This is a genomic window from Stutzerimonas stutzeri (assembly GCF_009789555.1).
Classification (GTDB): domain Bacteria; phylum Pseudomonadota; class Gammaproteobacteria; order Pseudomonadales; family Pseudomonadaceae; genus Stutzerimonas; species Stutzerimonas stutzeri_R.
The window spans coordinates 3,680,397-3,697,710 of the sequence record NZ_CP046902.1 but is presented as its reverse complement, the minus strand read 5'-3'; the positions used below and the strand labels follow the sequence as shown (position 1 = coordinate 3,697,710).

The 17,314-nt window shown below is 61.7% G+C and carries 19 protein-coding genes; 10 read left to right on the top strand and 9 right to left on the bottom strand.

Annotated elements, in window-relative coordinates; all coding sequences use genetic code 11:
- The first annotated feature begins 62 nt into the window (after window positions 1-62).
- Window positions 63-755, top strand: a complete 693-nt coding sequence (locus GQA94_RS16965) for a DUF6901 family protein (protein ID WP_158189113.1) — start codon at window positions 63-65, stop codon at window positions 753-755.
- Window positions 756-783: 28 nt separating this feature from the next.
- Here the strand turns inward: GQA94_RS16965 and GQA94_RS16960 are convergent, their stop codons facing one another.
- Window positions 784-1,224 carry a universal stress protein gene (locus GQA94_RS16960; RefSeq protein WP_158189112.1) on the bottom strand — a complete coding sequence of 147 codons (441 nt, stop codon included), beginning with the start codon at window positions 1,222-1,224 and terminating at the stop codon, window positions 784-786.
- Between the two features lie 211 nt (window positions 1,225-1,435).
- Between GQA94_RS16960 and GQA94_RS16955 the strand changes: the two genes are divergently transcribed.
- The 3 genes from GQA94_RS16955 to GQA94_RS16945 all read left to right on the top strand — a co-directional run bounded on the left by GQA94_RS16955 (window position 1,436) and on the right by GQA94_RS16945 (window position 3,296).
- Window positions 1,436-1,906 (top strand): MFS transporter, encoded by a 471-nt coding sequence (locus GQA94_RS16955; protein WP_158189111.1) that lies wholly within the window; start codon window positions 1,436-1,438, stop codon window positions 1,904-1,906.
- A 62-nt stretch (window positions 1,907-1,968) separates the two neighbouring features.
- Window positions 1,969-2,745: a class II glutamine amidotransferase gene (locus GQA94_RS16950; protein WP_158189110.1), complete on the top strand. Its 777-nt coding sequence runs from the start codon at window positions 1,969-1,971 to the stop codon at window positions 2,743-2,745.
- Entirely contained in the window at window positions 2,745-3,296 is a 552-nt protein-coding gene (locus tag GQA94_RS16945) for a DUF2937 family protein (protein WP_158189109.1), read from the top strand. Before GQA94_RS16950 ends, GQA94_RS16945 begins: the two co-directional genes overlap by 1 nt.
- 43 nt (window positions 3,297-3,339) lie before the next feature.
- Here GQA94_RS16945 and GQA94_RS16940 read toward each other — a convergent pair whose 3' ends face one another.
- The 4 genes from GQA94_RS16940 to GQA94_RS16925 all read right to left on the bottom strand — a co-directional run bounded on the left by GQA94_RS16940 (window position 3,340) and on the right by GQA94_RS16925 (window position 7,079).
- On the bottom strand, window positions 3,340-4,518 hold the full coding sequence (locus tag GQA94_RS16940) for a vWA domain-containing protein (protein ID WP_158189108.1): 1,179 nt from the start codon (window positions 4,516-4,518) through the stop codon (window positions 3,340-3,342).
- A gap of 49 nt (window positions 4,519-4,567) precedes the next feature.
- Window positions 4,568-4,966 (bottom strand): GFA family protein, encoded by a 399-nt coding sequence (locus GQA94_RS16935; protein WP_158189107.1) that lies wholly within the window; start codon window positions 4,964-4,966, stop codon window positions 4,568-4,570.
- Window positions 4,967-5,018: 52 nt separating this feature from the next.
- On the bottom strand, window positions 5,019-5,864 hold the full coding sequence (locus GQA94_RS16930) for an AAA family ATPase (protein WP_158189106.1): 846 nt from the start codon (window positions 5,862-5,864) through the stop codon (window positions 5,019-5,021).
- A gap of 138 nt (window positions 5,865-6,002) precedes the next feature.
- Entirely contained in the window at window positions 6,003-7,079 is a 1,077-nt protein-coding gene (locus GQA94_RS16925; protein ID WP_158190146.1) for a DUF748 domain-containing protein, read from the bottom strand.
- 145 nt (window positions 7,080-7,224) lie between these two features.
- Between GQA94_RS16925 and cysK the strand changes: the two genes are divergently transcribed.
- On the top strand, window positions 7,225-8,199 hold the full coding sequence (gene cysK / locus GQA94_RS16920; protein ID WP_158189105.1) for a cysteine synthase A: 975 nt from the start codon (window positions 7,225-7,227) through the stop codon (window positions 8,197-8,199).
- Window positions 8,200-8,522: 323 nt separating this feature from the next.
- Entirely contained in the window at window positions 8,523-9,398 is an 876-nt protein-coding gene (locus GQA94_RS16915) for a DMT family transporter (protein ID WP_158189104.1), read from the top strand.
- Here the strand turns inward: GQA94_RS16915 and GQA94_RS16910 are convergent.
- On the bottom strand, window positions 9,325-10,311 hold the full coding sequence (locus tag GQA94_RS16910; RefSeq protein WP_158189103.1) for a DMT family transporter: 987 nt from the start codon (window positions 10,309-10,311) through the stop codon (window positions 9,325-9,327). The two genes, GQA94_RS16915 and GQA94_RS16910, sit on opposite strands and share 74 nt — an antisense overlap.
- 152 nt (window positions 10,312-10,463) lie before the next feature.
- Between GQA94_RS16910 and aceK the strand changes: the two genes are divergently transcribed.
- Window positions 10,464-12,200 (top strand): bifunctional isocitrate dehydrogenase kinase/phosphatase, encoded by a 1,737-nt coding sequence (gene aceK, locus GQA94_RS16905; RefSeq protein WP_158189102.1) that lies wholly within the window; start codon window positions 10,464-10,466, stop codon window positions 12,198-12,200.
- A gap of 159 nt (window positions 12,201-12,359) precedes the next feature.
- Entirely contained in the window at window positions 12,360-12,485 is a 126-nt protein-coding gene (locus GQA94_RS23600; protein ID WP_336508000.1) for a PA1414 family protein, read from the top strand.
- 26 nt (window positions 12,486-12,511) lie between these two features.
- Here GQA94_RS23600 and GQA94_RS16900 read toward each other — a convergent pair whose 3' ends face one another.
- Window positions 12,512-13,183, bottom strand: coding sequence for a glutathione S-transferase family protein (locus GQA94_RS16900; RefSeq protein WP_158189101.1), 672 nt, complete (start codon window positions 13,181-13,183; stop codon window positions 12,512-12,514).
- 96 nt (window positions 13,184-13,279) lie between these two features.
- Here GQA94_RS16900 and GQA94_RS16895 point away from each other — a divergent pair, with 96 nt between their 5' ends.
- Window positions 13,280-13,876, top strand: coding sequence for a tRNA-uridine aminocarboxypropyltransferase (locus GQA94_RS16895; protein ID WP_158189100.1), 597 nt, complete (start codon window positions 13,280-13,282; stop codon window positions 13,874-13,876).
- A gap of 16 nt (window positions 13,877-13,892) precedes the next feature.
- Here GQA94_RS16895 and GQA94_RS16890 read toward each other — a convergent pair whose 3' ends face one another.
- Window positions 13,893-14,294 carry a YbaN family protein gene (locus tag GQA94_RS16890; protein WP_158189099.1) on the bottom strand — a complete coding sequence of 134 codons (402 nt, stop codon included), beginning with the start codon at window positions 14,292-14,294 and terminating at the stop codon, window positions 13,893-13,895.
- A gap of 12 nt (window positions 14,295-14,306) precedes the next feature.
- Complete coding sequence (locus GQA94_RS16885; RefSeq protein WP_158189098.1) at window positions 14,307-14,894, bottom strand: YecA family protein; 588 nt, start codon at window positions 14,892-14,894, stop codon at window positions 14,307-14,309.
- A 244-nt stretch (window positions 14,895-15,138) separates the two neighbouring features.
- On the opposite strand from GQA94_RS16885, the gene recQ reads away from it, so the two are divergent.
- Entirely contained in the window at window positions 15,139-17,262 is a 2,124-nt protein-coding gene (gene recQ, locus GQA94_RS16880) for a DNA helicase RecQ (protein WP_158189097.1), read from the top strand.
- Window positions 17,263-17,314 lie beyond the last annotated feature (52 nt).

Sequence of the window (17,314 nt, the reverse complement as noted above, 5' to 3'; positions counted from 1 at the left end):
GCGCGACTGAACCTGTCACTACGATAACAGCGACACCTGTCAGCACTCTCGACGGAGCTTAGATGGCAATTGATTACCGCATCGTCCTGGACGACGAGCATGAGTTCAGCTATCGGATCGAACTGGACCGTGCGTACGATCACGAGGCTGCCCTGCAGGCGCCCAAGTGGACGCGCCTGGAACATCAGCAATGCAACAATTGCCCGCTGAGCCGGGACAACTTCAGCCATTGCCCCGCCGCGGTCGACCTGTACCGCGTCATCGAGGACTTCCAGGGGCTGCCGGCCGTGAAGAAAGCGCAGGTGCGGGTGCGCACGCCGGAACGCGAGTACACCAAACTGGTCGGGCTGGAGGAGGGGCTGCGGGCGCTGCTGGGCGTGATCATGGCGACCAGCGCCTGCCCGGTACTGGCCAAGCTCAAGCCGATGGCGCATCAGCATTTGCCGTTCGCCAGCAATCAGGAGTTCGTGCTGCGCGCGGTCTCGCTGTACCTGGCTCGCCAGTATTTCAACCTGCGCGAGGGGCGCCACGCGGACTGGGAACTGCGCGGTCTGGTCCGGTCTTTCCAGCAGCTGCAGCTGGTCAATCAGGCGTTCTGGCAGCGCATCCACGACACCTGCCACGCGGACTCGAATCTCAAGGCGTTTCTGACGTTCTTCTCGATGGCGTCCAGCCTGACCTATTCACTGGAAACCCAGTTGAAAAAAATCAGGCCGCTGGTCATGAGCGCAGGCGAGGGGGCTGAGACGGCCTGAGCCCTCAGGCCCAGGCGCGCTCGTTGGGTTACTCGGGTTTCTTCAAGCGTACCGCGAGCACGTCGCAAGGGGCGCCGTGAAGGATGTCGTTGGCGGTGGAGCCGAGCAACAGCGCCAACCCGTGACGGCCGTGGCTACCGACCACGATCAGGTCGCAGCCCTGTTCCTTGGCCAGGCGATGCACCTCCTGGCGAGGTTGGCCATAGGCCAGGTGCCGTTGTTCGGCCGTCAGGCTGGCGTAGCGGTCGGCGAATCCGGTCATCCGCTCACGGGCCTGGTCGAACTGCTGTTGCTGGAGCATCGACAGGTCCATCGGGACATCGCCGCCGAACGCCATGGCCATGGGTTCGATGACGTGCACCAGTGCCAACCTCGCACCGCTTGCGGCGGCCAGGGCCTGGGCGCGCGCGACGACCGGGTGGCATTCGTCGGTCAGGTCGATGGCGACCAGAATATGTTGGTAGGTCATGATGACTCTCCTGATGTATCCGTGTGACAAGTATGGCTTCTTGGCACGCAATTGGGGCGTTCTAGCGTTTTGTTTTGAGCGTTTATACGGCGTTACATGCATCATGGCCAGCGCGTCATCGCATCGCGAACTCGCAGCCAGCGGACGCGTGGCTGTTATCATGCGCGGCATCGAGCGCTGGTGAGCGCACTGGCCTACCCGAGAGACCGTCATGTTCCTATTCGCCAATGATTACCTGCTTGCCTGGACCGTTTATGCAATTGCCGCATTCGGATGCCTGCTGGTGTGGTTTCGTGTCACACGGGCCCTGTGGCGCTGGCTGCGCGAGCCGCTGCGATTGATCGTCGCCGTTGTGCTGCTGACGCCCACTATCGTCGACCCCGCTCGGGAACTGTTCGCCCCGGCAGTGGCCATCACCGCACTGGATGTCCTGTTCGAGGTGGGCAACAACGCCTGGCGAGCGGTTGCGGACCTGGCGCTCTACGGGCTTGTCGCGTTCGCGCTCTATGCGGTACTGGTGGCGCTGCGCTGGCCCATCGAACGCCGCCTCAAACAGCGACGCGAGGCCGCTCGCAGCGAGGATGATGATCCCCGTACATTGCGCGAGCGGCTGGATGAGGACGACCAGGACGATTATCGTCCCGTCGGAGGGTACCAGGCGCGGACCGAACCCCGGCTATGAGCGCAGCGATCAGCGCGACGCCTGGCCACCTGATTTGAACAGGGACACAACGGAGATCATGCATGTGTGAACTGCTCGGCATGAGCGCCAACGTACCGACCGACATTCACTTCAGTTTTACCGGACTGATGCAGCGCGGTGGGCGCACCGGGCCGCACAAGGACGGTTGGGGCATCGCCTTCTACGAAGGCCGCGGGCTGCGCTTGTTCCAGGACCCGGTGGCCAGTTGCGAGTCCGAGGTGGCCAAGATGGTCCAGCATTATCTGATCAAGAGCGAGGTGGTGATCGGACATATCCGTCACGCCAACGTCGGCAAGGTCGCGCTGGTCAATACGCATCCATTCGTGCGCGAACTGTGGGGCCAGCATTGGTGTTTCGCCCATAACGGGCAGCTCGCCGAATTCAGCCCTGCTCGGGGTTTCTACCAGCCGGTCGGCGACACCGACAGCGAGGCGGCCTTCTGCGATCTGCTCAACCGGGTGCGTGGCGTTTTCCCCGAGCGTGTTGCAGCCGAAGACGTGCTGCCCGGTTTGCTGGAAGCATGCGCGGGCTATCGCGCCAAGGGCGTGTTCAACTGCCTGCTGAGCAACGGCGAATGGTTGTTCAGTTTCTGCAGCACCAAGCTTGCCGAGATCACCCGGCGCGCGCCCTTCGGCCCGGCGCAGTTGAGGGATGCCGACCTGACCGTCGATTTCAACGCCGAAACGACGCCTGACGATGTCGTTACGGTACTGGCGACCGAGCCACTGACCGACAACGAACAATGGCGGGTTCATCATCCGGGCGAATGGACGCTGTGGCGTTTGGGCGAGTGCGTCGCACGCGGGCAGGTGCAGTGATGATACGAAGTTATCTGCGACTGACACTGTTCGCCCTTGGCCTGCTGGTCGGCGTTCAGGTACCCGGCTTCATTCAGGCATACGAGCACCATGTCGAGGCGCGTCGACTCGAGGCGCAGCAGGGGCTGGTGGGCTTTCAGGAAACCGCGGGACGCTTCTTCGAGGGTAACCTGAGTGCACTGGTCGAGCACTATCGTGCCAGCGAGGATCCGGTTATCCAGAGTGATGCGCGCAGTGTCGCGGCATTGGTGGAACGCGCGCGCCTGCTGGACCGGGAGTGGCGCATCATGCAAGGCCCCTGGTATGCGCAGGCCTGGCACGTGCTCGCTGGCGCCGATCAGACGATGCGCCGTCAGGTCTGGAGCAGCTATCGTTTCCAGGTCCTGCTGGCACCGCAAGCAATCGCCTGGGGCCTGTGCTGTGCATTGTTACTGGCCTGGATTGCCGAAAGCGTATTGCTGCTGATCCGGCGCGTCCTGTTCGGGCGAAAGCCACGCAGCTCGCGTCGGCTCTCCCGCTCGGCCCGCGTCAATGACGGCACGCAGCGCTGAGCGCGCCTGACGCGGCGGTTGCGTGCCAGGCGCTTGCCGCGTCTTACTTCGCCAGGAATTTCATCCCTTCTTCCAGGCCGCTCAAGGTCAGCGGATACATTCGATCCTCGACCAGTTCGCGAATGATGCCGGTGGACGAGGTGTAGCCCCAGGTGTCCTTCGGGTAGGGATTGATCCAGATGAGTTTCTTGTACTTTTCCATGAAACGCTGCATCCAGACGTAGCCCGCTTCCTCGTTCCAGTGCTCGACGCTGCCGCCGGGCTGGGTCACTTCGTACGGCGCCATGGCGGCATCCCCCACGAACACGACCTTGTAGTCGGGCCCGTATTTGTGCAGCAAGTCGAGGGTCGAGGTGCGCTCGGAGGTGCGGCGGAAGTTGTTCTTCCAGACCGATTCGTAGATGAAGTTGTGGAAATAGAAATACTCGAGGTGCTTGAACTCGGTCTTGCAGGCCGAGAACAGCTCTTCGCACACCTTCACATGGGCATCCATCGAGCCGCCGATGTCGAACAGGATCAGCAGTTTCACCGCGTTACGCCGTTCCGGACGCATCTGGATGTTCAGCAGGCCGCCGTCGCGGGCGGTGTGGTCGATGGTGCCGTCGAGGTCCAGCTCGTCCTGCGCGCCCTGGCGGGCGAACTTGCGCAGACGGCGCAGGGCGACCTTGATGTTGCGGGTGCCCAGTTCCACCTGATCGTCGAGGTTCTTGTACTCGCGTTGATCCCAGACCTTGACCGCCTTGCCCTGGCGCTTGCCCGCATCACCGATGCGAATGCCCTCGGGGTTGTAGCCGCCTGAACCGAACGGGCTGGTGCCGCCGGTACCGATCCACTTGTTGCCTCCGGCGTGCCGTTCCTTCTGCTCTTCCAGCCGCTTCTTGAATTCCTCGATCAGCTTGTCCAGCCCGCCGAGCGATTCGATTCTGGCGCGCTCTTCATCGGTGAGCGAGCGTTCGAACTCCTTGCGCAGCCATTCTTCCGGAATCAGCGCCTCGATGTGCTGGTCGAGGTTCTCCAACCCTTTGAAGTAGGCGCCGAACGCGCGGTCGAATTTATCGAAGTGACGCTCATCCTTGACTAGGATGGCCCGGGAGAGGAAATAGAACTCGTCCATATCGGCAAAGATCACGTTGTGTTTCAACGCGTTGATCAGATCGAGCAGCTCACGTACCGACACCGGTACCTTGGCGGCACGCATCTCATTGAACAGGCCAAGCAGCATGGCAGAACCTCGGGCGCGCCATGGTGGCGGCGCCGTGCATTTGTGATGGTCAGAGGTCTTCGTCGTGTTTCGGAAGTCCGTCGCGAATGTCGTACCAGTCCGCCTTGGAGTCGACGAAGATGTGTTCCTGCGGCGGGACCGGCAGGGGCGAGTCGAGCGTCCCGGCCGCAACGCCAAGCTCGTGCTCGCGGTTGTCGACGAATTGCAGGTTGGATCCGCAGCGAATGCAGAACGTGCGCGTCACGTGCTCGGAGGAGTGGAAGACGCCCAACTGGTCCTTGCCCGACAAGAAGTGAAACGCCTCCAGCGGCACGCTCGCATAGGTTGCGAATGCAGCACCGTGCGCCTTGCGGCACATCTTGCAATGGCAATGGGTCAGCTCGTTGATCGGTGCATCGATGCGGTACCGCACGACACCGCAGAGGCAACTACCAGTATGCGTTTGCATGGCTCTTCCTCCAGTAAGTGAGGCGGCCGGCTCCGCTCGGAACCGCCGCCATTCAGCGGCTGGCGCGACGACTCATGAACGCCAGACGTTCAAGCAATTGCACGTCCTGCTCGTTTTTCACCAGGGCACCGGCCAGCGGCGGAATCGCCCGGGTCGGATCGCGTTCGCGCAGCACGGCCTCGCCGATGTTGTCGGCCATCAGCAGCTTCAACCAGTCGACCAGTTCGCTGGTGGACGGCTTCTTCTTCAATCCAGGGACCTTGCGGACGTCGAAGAACACGTCGAGGGCTTCGGCGACCAGGTCCTTCTTGATGTTCGGATAGTGCACATCGACGATCTTCTGCAGCGTTTCCCGGTCAGGGAATGCGATGTAGTGAAAGAAGCAGCGGCGCAGGAATGCATCCGGAAGCTCCTTTTCGTTGTTGGAGGTGATGATGATGATCGGCCGCTGCCTGGCCTTGATGGTTTCGTTGGTCTCGTAGACGTAGAACTCCATCTTGTCGAGTTCCTGCAACAGGTCGTTGGGGAACTCGATATCGGCCTTGTCGATTTCGTCGATCAGCAGAATGACACGCTGCTCGGCCTCGAAGGCTTCCCACAGCTTGCCCTTCTTGATGTAGTTGCGCACGTCGTGGACCCGGTCGGAGTCCAGCTGCGAATCGCGCAGGCGGCTCACCGCGTCATATTCGTACAACCCCTGGTGGGCCTTGGTGGTGGACTTGATGTGCCAGGTGATCAGCTTGGCGCCGAAGGATTCGGCCAGTTGCTCGGCCAGCATGGTTTTTCCGGTGCCCGGCTCACCCTTCACCAGCAGGGGGCGCTCCAGTGTGATGGCCGCGTTGACCGCGAGTTTCAGGTCGTCAGTGGCGACGTAGGACTGGGTACCTTCGAACTTCATCGGGAATTCCTTGATCGGGCCTGGCACGCAGGCGCTTCATGTGTGGTTAGACGATCGACTATAAGGGATGGGCCCTTTAGTGTGAACGCGAGCGGATCATTCAGTCACTGAATGGGCATGTGCAATCCACCCGTGCGCTTATTCCTCGTCTTCACTCAATGAGCGTTCGAAGCGCGCCGAAAATGCTTCGACAAAGGCGTTTCGCAGGATCGCGACGAAGGCCTGAAACGGGCTCACCTCGGTGTTCCGGGTGCTGCCGGACAACTCGACACGGGTTGCGAACTGGTCCTTGCTCTGGTTCTGAAGCACTTCCTCGCTGCCACCGACGATGGCTTCCCAGATGCCTCGGAAGAAGCCTTTGTCTTCGTTTTCCACGTCCTGCTCGAAATCGAACACTTCGACGTTGCGCAACAAGGGCTTGATATAGCCGGACAGCTCGCTGTCCCTCGCCTCGACTTCCAGGACAAGATCGCCCGTGCCGCCGGCGAAATCGAAGTTGCCGTAGGCATTGCTGAAGTCGTTCAGCCTGGTCAGGTCGACGCCCGTCAGGCGCAGGTTCACTTCGAAGTCCTGCCAATTGGTGAAGGGGTCGAAGTTCGCCGTGGCTTCCATCGGCGCATGGTCGAGAAAACTGGCCGCTCCTTCGAAGGTTGCGACGCGACCCTGCTCGCTGCCTTCGGTATTGGTCAGGTTGTAAAGACTGGCGTTGATGGCGCTGGCATAAATATGAACGGGCGGGTCGGAGGCGAAATTGCGAAACGACAGCTGCCCCTGGTTGACCCGTAGTTCGTTCAGGGTGAACGGTATCAGCTCTTCGAGCCGCTGCCGCCAGTCGACGCCTTCCCCGGTCTGTGAGTCGTCGGCATCCTCGCCATCGACGAAATTCAACGTTGGTTGTTCCAGCGTCACCTCGCCCACCAGGGCGCGGTCTTGCCAGAGTGCTCGCCAGCTGACGCCGATATCGATGCTGGGAGCGCTGAACAACGGCGCCTGGACCTGTTCGTTCTTCTTCTCGATGAGCAAGCCGTCGACCCGGTACGCGCCGCGCCACCAAGCCAGATCGACATCATCGACGTGACCGCGGTACTCACCCATATCGGCCAGCTTGTCGTTCAGGTAGTTGAGCACCAGATAAGGCAGGGCCAGGTGAGCGACCAACAGCAGCAGCGCCAATGAAAGGAGTATCCACAGCGGGGTTCGGTAGCGTGTTTTCATGGCAGGCGTGTTCTGGTCGAAGGAGTCGTCGATGAAGTGTTTCCTTGTGGGTGGACCGTGCGTCGTAGCGGTGAGTTCGGCTGGACGCGCCACAAGAGTGCGCATAGGCTCATCAATCTGTTTTTTCATTCGCAGGAACACTGTCATGAGCCGCATTTTTGCTGACAATGCACAGGCCATCGGGAACACGCCGTTGGTCATGATCAATCGGCTGGGGCCCAAAGGCGTCAGCATCATGGCCAAGATCGAAGGCCGCAATCCGGCACATTCGGTCAAATGCCGAATCGGCGCGGCCATGATCTGGGACGCCGAGAAGACCGGTCTGCTCAAGCCCGGCATGACCATCATCGAACCGACGTCCGGCAATACCGGCATCGGCCTGGCGTTCGTTGCCGCCGCGCGGGGCTACAAGTTGGTGCTCACCATGCCGGCCTCGATGAGCCTGGAACGACGCAAGGTGTTGAAGGCGCTCGGTGCCGAACTGGTGCTCACCGATCCGGCGAAAGGGATGAAGGGCGCCATCGAGAAGGCCAAGGAGATCGCCGCATCCGACGCCGAGCATTACTACCTGCCGCAGCAGTTCGAGAACCCGTCCAATCCGGCCATTCACGAGAAAACCACCGGCCCGGAAATCTGGAACGATACCGAAGGCAACATCGACGTGTTGGTGTCCGGTGTCGGCACTGGCGGCACCATCACTGGCGTCTCGCGTTATATCAAGAACACCAGGGGCAAGAAGATTCTCAGCGTGGCAGTCGAGCCCGCCAGCTCGCCAGTCATCACTCAGACGCTCGCCGGGCAGGAGGTCAAGCCCAGCCCACACAAGATACAGGGCATCGGCGCCGGTTTCGTGCCAAAGAATCTGGATCTTTCGATCGTCGATCAGGTCGAGCAGGTCAGTGACGAGGAGTCCAAGGCCATGGCGCTACGCTTGATGCGCGAAGAGGGAATTCTCTGCGGCATCTCTTGCGGCGCCGCCATGGCAGCAGCCGTGCGGATGGCCGAGCGCCCGGAAATGCAGGGCAAGAATATCGTCGTGATCCTACCGGACTCCGGCGAGCGCTACCTGTCCTCGATGCTGTTCGCCGATATGTTCGGTGAGCAGGAACTGCAACAGTGACGACCGCAGCGCCGGCCCGCCTTGGCGGATTCGGCGCGGCACCGCTATAGTCTGGATACCTGCCGTATCGAGATTGGTATGAACGACGCCCATTGCCGCATCGCCACTGGTCATCAGCGCCCGTCCGCTGCGGGCGCTCATGCAGCGCGCGGGCACATGCCAATCGCGCCTCCCTGCCGCCTCGCGAGTCCGCCGCCGGACTTGCTGCTGGCTCCGCCACCGCCGCCCGCGCTGGCCTGAGTCACGCCGGTTCGCCGGCCCTTCCGTCACTGCGTTCGCCACTGGCTGGCGCGGTTTCGCATGCCTATTTCAAAGGTGGCAGGATGATGTTCCGTTCATGCAATTCGCTGGTCGCCCATGCGACGACAGCCTTGTTCGTGCTGCTCTGGAGCAGCGGTGCAATCGTGTCGAAATGGGGGTTGATGTATGCCTCGCCGTTCGCCTTTCTGCTGGTTCGCTTCCTGATCGCGTTGGCCGCCGTGATGGTCGTGGCGAGGCTGGCGTCGCTGTCCTTGCCCGAAGGCTGGAAAGCACGCGGGGCTGCCTTGGCAACCGGTCTGGTGTTGCTGGGCAGCTACCCGATCTTCTATCTGCTTGCGTTGGATCTGCAGGTGACGCCTGGCGTCATGGCGACAGTGCTCGGTGTACAGCCGATACTCACGGCCGTGCTGGTGGAACGAAAGAAATTGCGGCCCCTGCGTCTGTTCGGTCTGCTGCTCGGTTTGAGCGGGCTCGTTCTGGTGGTGTACCAAAGCCTCGGCATGGAGGGACTGTCCATCGCGGGTATGGCCTGCGCCTTGCTCGCGCTGCTGAGCATCACGCTGGGTTCGATGATGCAGAAGCGAGCCCAGCGTGACCCGCTTCGCGCCATGCCTTTGCAATATGCCGCCGGGCTCTTGCTTTGCTCGTTGTTCGTGCCGTTCCAGCCCATGGACGTCGCATACACGCCGGGTTTCTGGCTGTCGGTGCTCTGGATGGGGCTGGTGATCTCGGTCGCAGCGACCCTGCTGCTGTATCGGCTGATCGCACAAGGCAACCTGGTCAATGTGACCAGCCTGTTCTATCTGGTACCGGCCGTGACGGCGATGATGGACTATTGGGTGTTCGGTAACCGGCTGGCGCCGCTCAGTCTGATGGGTATGGTGCTGATCGTACTGGGCCTGGTTTTGGTGTTCCGACCAGCGCCGAACCGTCACTAGGCGCCTCGGGGGCGGGTGCCGCCACGGGGGTGGCCGAGGCCCGCTTCAGTACAAGCCAGAGCGCGACGGCGATCAGGGCGCCGCCATAGGCGTAGGCCCAGTCCAGCGGTTCGTCGAGAAACAGAGCGCCCCAAAGCACACCGAACGGCGGAATGATGAAGGTGACCGTCAGGGTTCGGACCGGGCCGATATCCGCCAGCAGTCGGAAATAGAGGATGTACGCGAAAGCGGTACAGACGATGCCGAGCCCGACAAGGCTGAGCCAGACGGTGCCGTTACCCCAGGAGACAGGCGGTGCTGCCAGCAGCGACAGGACGAACAACGGCAACAGACAGAGCGCAGCGCCCGCTTGACTGCCGAAGGCCACCAGCTCGCTGCTCAACCCTCCGTGCTGGTTGATCCAGCGCCGCGTCAGGAAACCACCGAGTCCATAGCAGGCGGTCGCACCCAGGCACGCGAATGCGCCTATCAACAGCTGCGCGTCGAACGCCACGGGGCCGGTGCGGGTCAGCAGGGCGACACCGCTCAGGCCGAACAATACGCCGAGCATTTTCGCCACCGTCAGCGCTTCGGCGAAGAACATTGCGCCAATGATCACACCCATCATCGGGGTGGTCGCGTTGAAAATGGCCGAATAGCCGGTGGGCAGAAACTGCGCCGCCAGTGCATAGAGCGCGAACGGGATGCCGGAATTGATCATCCCGAGCACCAGGCACAGCTTCAGCTTTCCCCGAAAATCCCAGCCGATACGCATCATCATGACGATCGCCAGCAGGCCCAGGCACGCGAACAGCACGCGAAAGAATGCCGTGGGAAAGGTCCCGAGCTCCGGTGCGATGATTCGCATGAATAGGAAGCTGGCGCCCCAGATAGCCGCAAGGGCTATCAGGCGCAGGAAATCCGAAGAACGCATGGTCGGGCTCCGATGACGGACAACCCAGTGTTGGCGAGGCTTCGACATCGGGCAAGTCGAATCGCGCTTTCAAACCGCTTGCGTCCCGCCATAGGCCCTTTCAATGCGGACAATCGCTGGATAAGCTCAGGCTTTGGTCGCTGGGGGATCGCATGGTGCCGAAATCGCCGGACGCGGAAATAGCGCGGCAGATCCTGCTGGGCTTCGATGACTACCGTGAACACTTCCGTTTGATTACCGAAGGCGCGCGGGCGCGCTTCGAACGTGCGCAATGGCAGGATGCCCAGCACGCCTCGGCGCAGCGCATCAACCTGTACGAACTTAAGGTAGGGGAGACGGCTACGGGCCTGCGCACGGTCTTCGCTCAGGACGTCCTGCTGGATGTCGCTCGTTGGCCGCAGATCAAAAGCGCCTATATCGACCTGATCAACCCACGCTTCGACGATGAGCTGGCCGAAACCTGGTACAACTCGATCTTCTGTGCGCTGTTCAGCCATGACTGCATCAGCGACGAAACCATGTTCATCCATACCACCCGGCCATCGAGCCGCAGCCATGAGCGTGTGGCACAGACGCGCCGCTACCAACCAGACGGTGATCTGCACGGCACGCTCAGGCAGATCCTCGACGATTTCTCGTTCGCGGTACCCTTCGGCGACCTGGATGGCGACTTGCTGCGTCTTCAAGCGCAACTGCACGAGACGTTGCCGGACTGGGTCTGCAAGGACCCTGAACTGACGGCGGAACTGTTCCGTTCGGTGCTGTACCGCAACAAGGGGGCCTATCTGGTAGGGCGGATCTTTACCCGGGACGAACAATGGCCGCTGGTCATACCCTTGCTGCACCGCGAGGGCACGGGCATTGTCGCCGATGCGCTGATCACCGACGAAGCGGAAGTCTCGATCATCTTTTCCTTCACGCGCTCGTACTTCATGGTCGAGGTGCCGATTCCGGCGCAGTTCATCGGTTTCCTCAAGCGCATTCTGCCGGGCAAGCACATCGCGGAGCTGTACACCTCGATCGGCTTCTACAAACACGGTAAATCGGAATTCTACCGTGCCCTGATCAATCACCTGGCCACCACCGATGATCGTTTCATCATGGCCCCGGGGGTGCGTGGCATGGTCATGAGCGTGTTCACGCTACCGGGTTTCAATACGGTGTTCAAAATCATCAAGGACAGGTTTTCACCGACCAAGACGGTCAACCGGGCCACCGTCATCGAGAAGTACCGGCTGGTAAAGAGCGTCGATCGCGTTGGGCGCATGGCCGATACGCAGGAATTCGCCGATTTCCGCTTCCCCGCGTCCAAGTTCGATCCGGAGTGTCTCTCGGAGCTGTTGGAGGTCGCTCCGTCGACGGTCGAAGTGCAGGGCGAAACCGTGCTGGTGCGCCATTGCTGGACCGAGCGGCGAATGACGCCGTTGAATCTGTATGTGGAGAGCGCCAGCGAGCAACAGGTCGAACAGGCGCTTGAAGACTACGGGCTGGCAATCAAGCAGCTCGCCGCTGCGAACATCTTTCCGGGTGACATGTTGTTGAAAAACTTCGGCGTGACCCGGCACGGGCGCGTCGTGTTCTATGACTATGACGAGATCTGTTTTCTCACCGAAGTGAATTTTCGCTACATACCCGAGGCGCGCTATCCGGAAGACGAAATGTCCTCCGAGCCCTGGTATTCGGTAGGCCCGAACGATGTGTTTCCCGAAGAATTCCCGCGCTTTCTGTTCGCCGATATCAAACAACGCCGGCTGTTCGCCAAGTTGCACGGTGAGCTGTATGACGCCGATTACTGGAAGGGCCTTCAACGAGCCATCAGCGACGGCAAGGTGATCGACGTCTTTCCTTATCGACGGAGGCTGGGGTCCACCGAAGTAGGCACCGGGTGAACGGTCGTAGCCCGCGAGGGTCGCATCTATAGGGCCGGAGACAGGCTCACGGCTGCATAATCGGCAACATTTGTCGCAGGCGGCGGCTGGGTTCTTGCGTTATGCTGATTACGAAGCCCATGGCTCCACCAAGACCCGTTACAAGCAGGAGGGTTCATCATGAAAGCGTGGCTTAGCAGTGTGTGCTGGAACATGGCCGTGGCGCTTGGCTTTATCGAACCGCCTCGCCTGCAGCCTATTCCGGTTCGTGCACAGCGAGGGGATTCGGCGACGTCAAGACGCTGATTCCATGGAGAGCCGGGGCTGATCCTTCAGTGCCCGGGCATTACCGGACCACCCCGTTCTATGGCTCGCTGATAAGCGGGGCGGTCACGTATCCGTTCTAGAAAAGCGCTCAGCTTCGGGCGGCTGTTATCCAGGCCGGCGCGGGACTGAGCCGCTTCCAGTGGATAACTCATCTGGATATCCGCAGCGCTGAACGTCTCGCCGGCGAACCAGCGAGTTTTCCCCAGTTCGCTCTCCATATAATCCAGATGGAGCTTTAGCTGTGGGCCGATAAAGGCGTTGTTGGCGCCTTTGGCGATTGCCCTGGCCAGAGGACGAACGAAAAACGGCATCGGTCCGCCGGATACACGATCGAACACCAGCCTGAGCAGCAGCGGCGGCATCGCCGAGCCTTCCGCGTAGTGCATCCAGTAGCGAAAACGGCGGTATTCCGGCGAGCCGGAGGCTGGCGCCAACCGGCCCTGGCCATAGCGCTCGACCAGGTATTCGAGAATGGCGGCGGATTCGGCGAGCGTCAGCTCGTCATCGGTGATGACGGGGGATTTACCGAGCGGATGCACCTGCTTCAGCTCCGTCGGTGCCAGTAGGGTTCGCGGGTCACGGGCGTAGCGCCTGATCTCATAGGGCAACTGCAGTTCTTCCAGCAGCCAGAGCACGCGATGCGAGCGGGAATTGTCCAGATGGTGCAGGGTGAGCATCGATTGACCCTCGTCGGTTTCGGTGACCGCGACTAGCTTAGTTCACCGTCACCTTTCTGCCGTTTGTGGCAGACTTCCCTCCGCCCAGGAGGAGCCATGTCCCGTCCGCAATGCCCGCGCTGCCAGCGCCCGTTGAGCCACTGTCTCTGCGCTGCGATCCCTTCGCTCGCCAGCGACACCGCCGTGCTCGTGCTCCAGCACCCAAGTGAAGCCGGGCATGCGTTGAACACGGCGCGGCTGGCTGCGTTGGGCCTGGTAAATGCTCAGTTGCGGATTGGCGAAGTGTTCGAGGACCTGCCGGCCGACGACGGCCTTGATAACTACTTGTTGTTTCCGGGCGAGCAAGCCGTGCCGCTCGTCGAGGTGGCAGAGCGGGGCAGGCCGTCGCGGCTGATCGTTCCGGACGGCACCTGGCGCAAAGCCCGCCGATTGTTGTACCTCAATCCGCGCCTGGCCAGTCTGCCCCGCGTAGCGCTGCCCGAAGGGTTGGTCTCTCGTTATAGGCTGCGCAAGGCTCCGATGCCCGGTGCACTGTCGACATTGGAAGCGATCGTGGTCGCGCTGAATACGCTGGAGGGCGCCGGTCGGTTCGATGCGCTGCTGAGACCGTTCGAGGCGATGATCGATGCTCAGATAGCCGCGATGGGGGAGGACGTCTTCCGCCGCAACCACACGGATGGTCGGCACCGGTAGGCTGGCAGGCGGCGCCTCAGCGCGGTGGCAGCGTAGGCAAACGAAGGATGTACAGCGTGACCAGTGTTGCGCTGATCAGCATGCCGGCGCGCGCCCAGGGCAGCGGGACGATCCAGCAGGACACGCCAATACTGAGCCACATCGTCGAGATCGAGTAGATCTTGGCTTTCAGCGGGACCCCATGCCCCTCCAGATAGTCCCGGAGCAAGGGACCAAGCCTTGGGTGCATCACCAGCCAGTCATAAAAGCGCTGAGAACTGCGGACGAAGCAGGCTGCGGCCAGGAGCAGAAAGGGCGTGGTCGGTAGGATCGGCAGGAAGATGCCGATGATACCGAGCGCAACGCTGAGCCAGCCGATTCCCAGCAGCACATAGCGCACTACCGGGTTGCGATACGTCGGGATATCGCGGTGCGCCAAGAGGAGGTCCGGTCAGTGTTTACGCGGTTTGAGAAGCGCCGGCTTCTCTTCCGGGGCATGGCAGATCAGGTACAGCGCGGTGAGAATCTCCGGAATTTGCGCGACCATTTCTTCGACCAGATCGCGGTCATCGGCAATGTCGCTGAATTCAGGTTGTTCATCGAACAGACCGGAACCGACCATGATCGGCAGGAGCAGCTCGCTGACTTCTTCCTCGGAGTCCTCGAACCAGACGGACTCGCGCATGAACACACCTTCCATGAAGCCGATGCACCAACCGCGCAGGTCGGACTCGTCCGGCTCGTCGCCCAGTTCGAGATCGCAGGGCAGCTCCATGTCTTCGTCGCTGGCCAGTTGGCGGGCGATATGCGCCTTGAGTTGGACCAGGGTCGCCTCGATGGCCTCGCGTTCGGTGTCGTCGGCGTATTTTGGCGGCTCGGCGAACAGCGCATCGATCCACTCACGCTCGGGCACTTGCTCCGAGCAGATGCACAGCGCGGTGAGGTAGCCGTGTGCGGCGATGTAATCCAGCGCCTCTTCATGCAGATCATCTGCATCAAGAAACACTTGCAGGCGGGCGAGTTGCTCGGCGAATGACATCGATGACTACCTTGGATAGAAGACAGCGGTGATTCTAGACGAGCTGGGGGTCTCCGGCTACCGCGCCATCACGCCACGGCGGCCGGGGCAGCGATTCAGCCCCTTCGTCTTCGACAGATAGGAAAAACCGCGCGGAGTTCCGCAGCGATGGCGGTCGCCGTCCGGCCATCGCGTCATCCGGGTGTTCGGCCTGAACCCTGCGCCCGTGTCGCGTATACTCGCGCGTCTTGTTTCGGAGACCGGCATGCTCGATCAGGCACAGCGCATTCTAAAAGACGTTTTCGGCTACGACGCGTTTCGGGGCAATCAGGGTGCGATCATCGAACGCGTGGCCAGCGGCGAAGACGCGCTGGTACTGATGCCGACCGGGGGCGGTAAATCGCTCTGCTATCAGGTTCCGGCGTTGCTTCGTGAGGGCTTGGCCGTGGTGGTATCGCCGCTGATCGCCCTGATGGACGATCAGGTGGCCACGCTCGAGGAGCTGGGCGTAGCCGCGGCTGCGCTCAATTCCACGCTCACGGCCGACCAGCAGCGCGACATTGCCGATCGCCTGCGGCGCAACGAAATCAAAATGCTTTATCTGGCGCCCGAACGGCTGGTCCAGCCGCGTATGCTGGCTTTTCTGCAGCGCCTGCAGATCAGCCTGTTCGCCATCGACGAGGCGCATTGCGTCTCGCAGTGGGGGCATGATTTCCGCCCTGAGTATCTTCAGCTCGGGCAGCTTGCAGAGTTTTTCCCCAGCGTCCCTCGGATCGCGCTGACGGCCACGGCTGACAAGCGCACGCGCGAAGAAATCGTTCAGCGGCTGCATCTGGAAAACGCCGAACGGTTCCTCTCCAGCTTCGACAGGCCGAACATCTTCTACCGCATCGTGCCCAAGGAGCAGCCGCGCAAGCAGTTGATGGCCTTCCTGGCCGAGCGCCGGGGCGATGCGGGCATCATCTACTGCATGTCGCGCAAGAAGGTCGATGACATCGCCGCTTTCCTTACCGAGCAGGGCTTTCCCGCATTGCCCTACCACGCCGGATTACCGAACGAGTTGCGGGCCTTCCATCAGAAGCGCTTCCTCAACGAGGAAGGGCTGATCATGGTCGCAACCATCGCGTTCGGCATGGGTATCGACAAGCCCAACGTGCGTTTCGTCGCCCATCTCGATCTGCCCAAATCGCTGGAGGCGTACTACCAGGAAACCGGCAGGGCGGGGCGTGACGGCTTGCCGGCCGATGCCTGGATGGCGTACGGGTTGCAGGACGTCATCTTCCTCAAGCAGATGCTGAACAATTCCGAAGGTGACGAGCGGCACAAGCGCATCGAGCAACACAAGCTCGACGCCATGCTCTCGCTGTGCGAGGAAACCCGCTGCCGTCGTCAGGTCCTGCTGGCCTATTTCGATGAGCAGATGCCGGAGCCGTGCGGGCATTGCGACAACTGCGTCGACGGGGTCCAGACCTGGAATGCCACCGAGCCGGCGCGCCAAGCCCTGTCAGCTGTCTACCGCAGCGGGCAGCGCTACGGTGTCGGGCATCTGGTCGATATTCTGTTGGGCCGTGACAATGACAAGATTCGCAGCCTTGGCCATCAGCAGCTCTCGGTGTACGGCGTTGGCAAGGCGCTGTCCGAAGGCGAGTGGCGCTCGCTGTTTCGTCAGTTGGTGGCGCGCGGGCTGGCCGACGTCGACCTGGAAGGCTTCGGTGGGCTGCGGCTCAGCGACAGCTGTCGGGCATTGCTGCGCGGCGAGGTGACGCTCGAACTGCGCCGTGAATTGGCGACCAAGGCGCCGAAGTCTGCAGTCAGTGCGGCGAGCCAACTGGTACGCAGCGAGGAGCGCGAAACCTGGGAAGCGTTGCGGGCCTTGCGGCGTAAACTGGCCGAAGAGCACGGCGTACCACCCTATGTCATTTTCCCGGATGCGACCTTGCTGGAAATGCTCCGCAGCCAGCCCGGCTCCCTTGACGACATGGCGCGTATCAGTGGCGTGGGCGCGCGCAAGCTGGAACGCTACGGGCAAGCGTTCCTGCAAGTGCTGCAAGGTACGGCGAGTCCGGCTAGGTCGCCAGCAGACATCCGCCATGAACTCATTACCCTGGCGCGGGCCGGTATGACGCCCGCTCAGATCGCCCGTCAACTCGACTGCAGCGAAAAGAACGTCTACGCCATGCTGGCCGACGCGATCGGCCAGCAACAGCTCAGTCTGGAGCAGGCCCTGGACCTACCGGAGCCATTGCTGGGCGAGATCCAGGAAGCGTTTCTGGATGGCGAGGGCGAGCTACCGTCGGTTGCGGCGATTGCCGAGCTGTTTGCCGGACGGGTGCCCGAGGCGGTGCTGTTCTGTGTGCGAGCCTCACTACAGGCTGAATTCGAGCTCTAGCGTGGCACGCCCGGCACGCGGCGTATTGCCACTGTGCTGGGCGGTCGCGCGA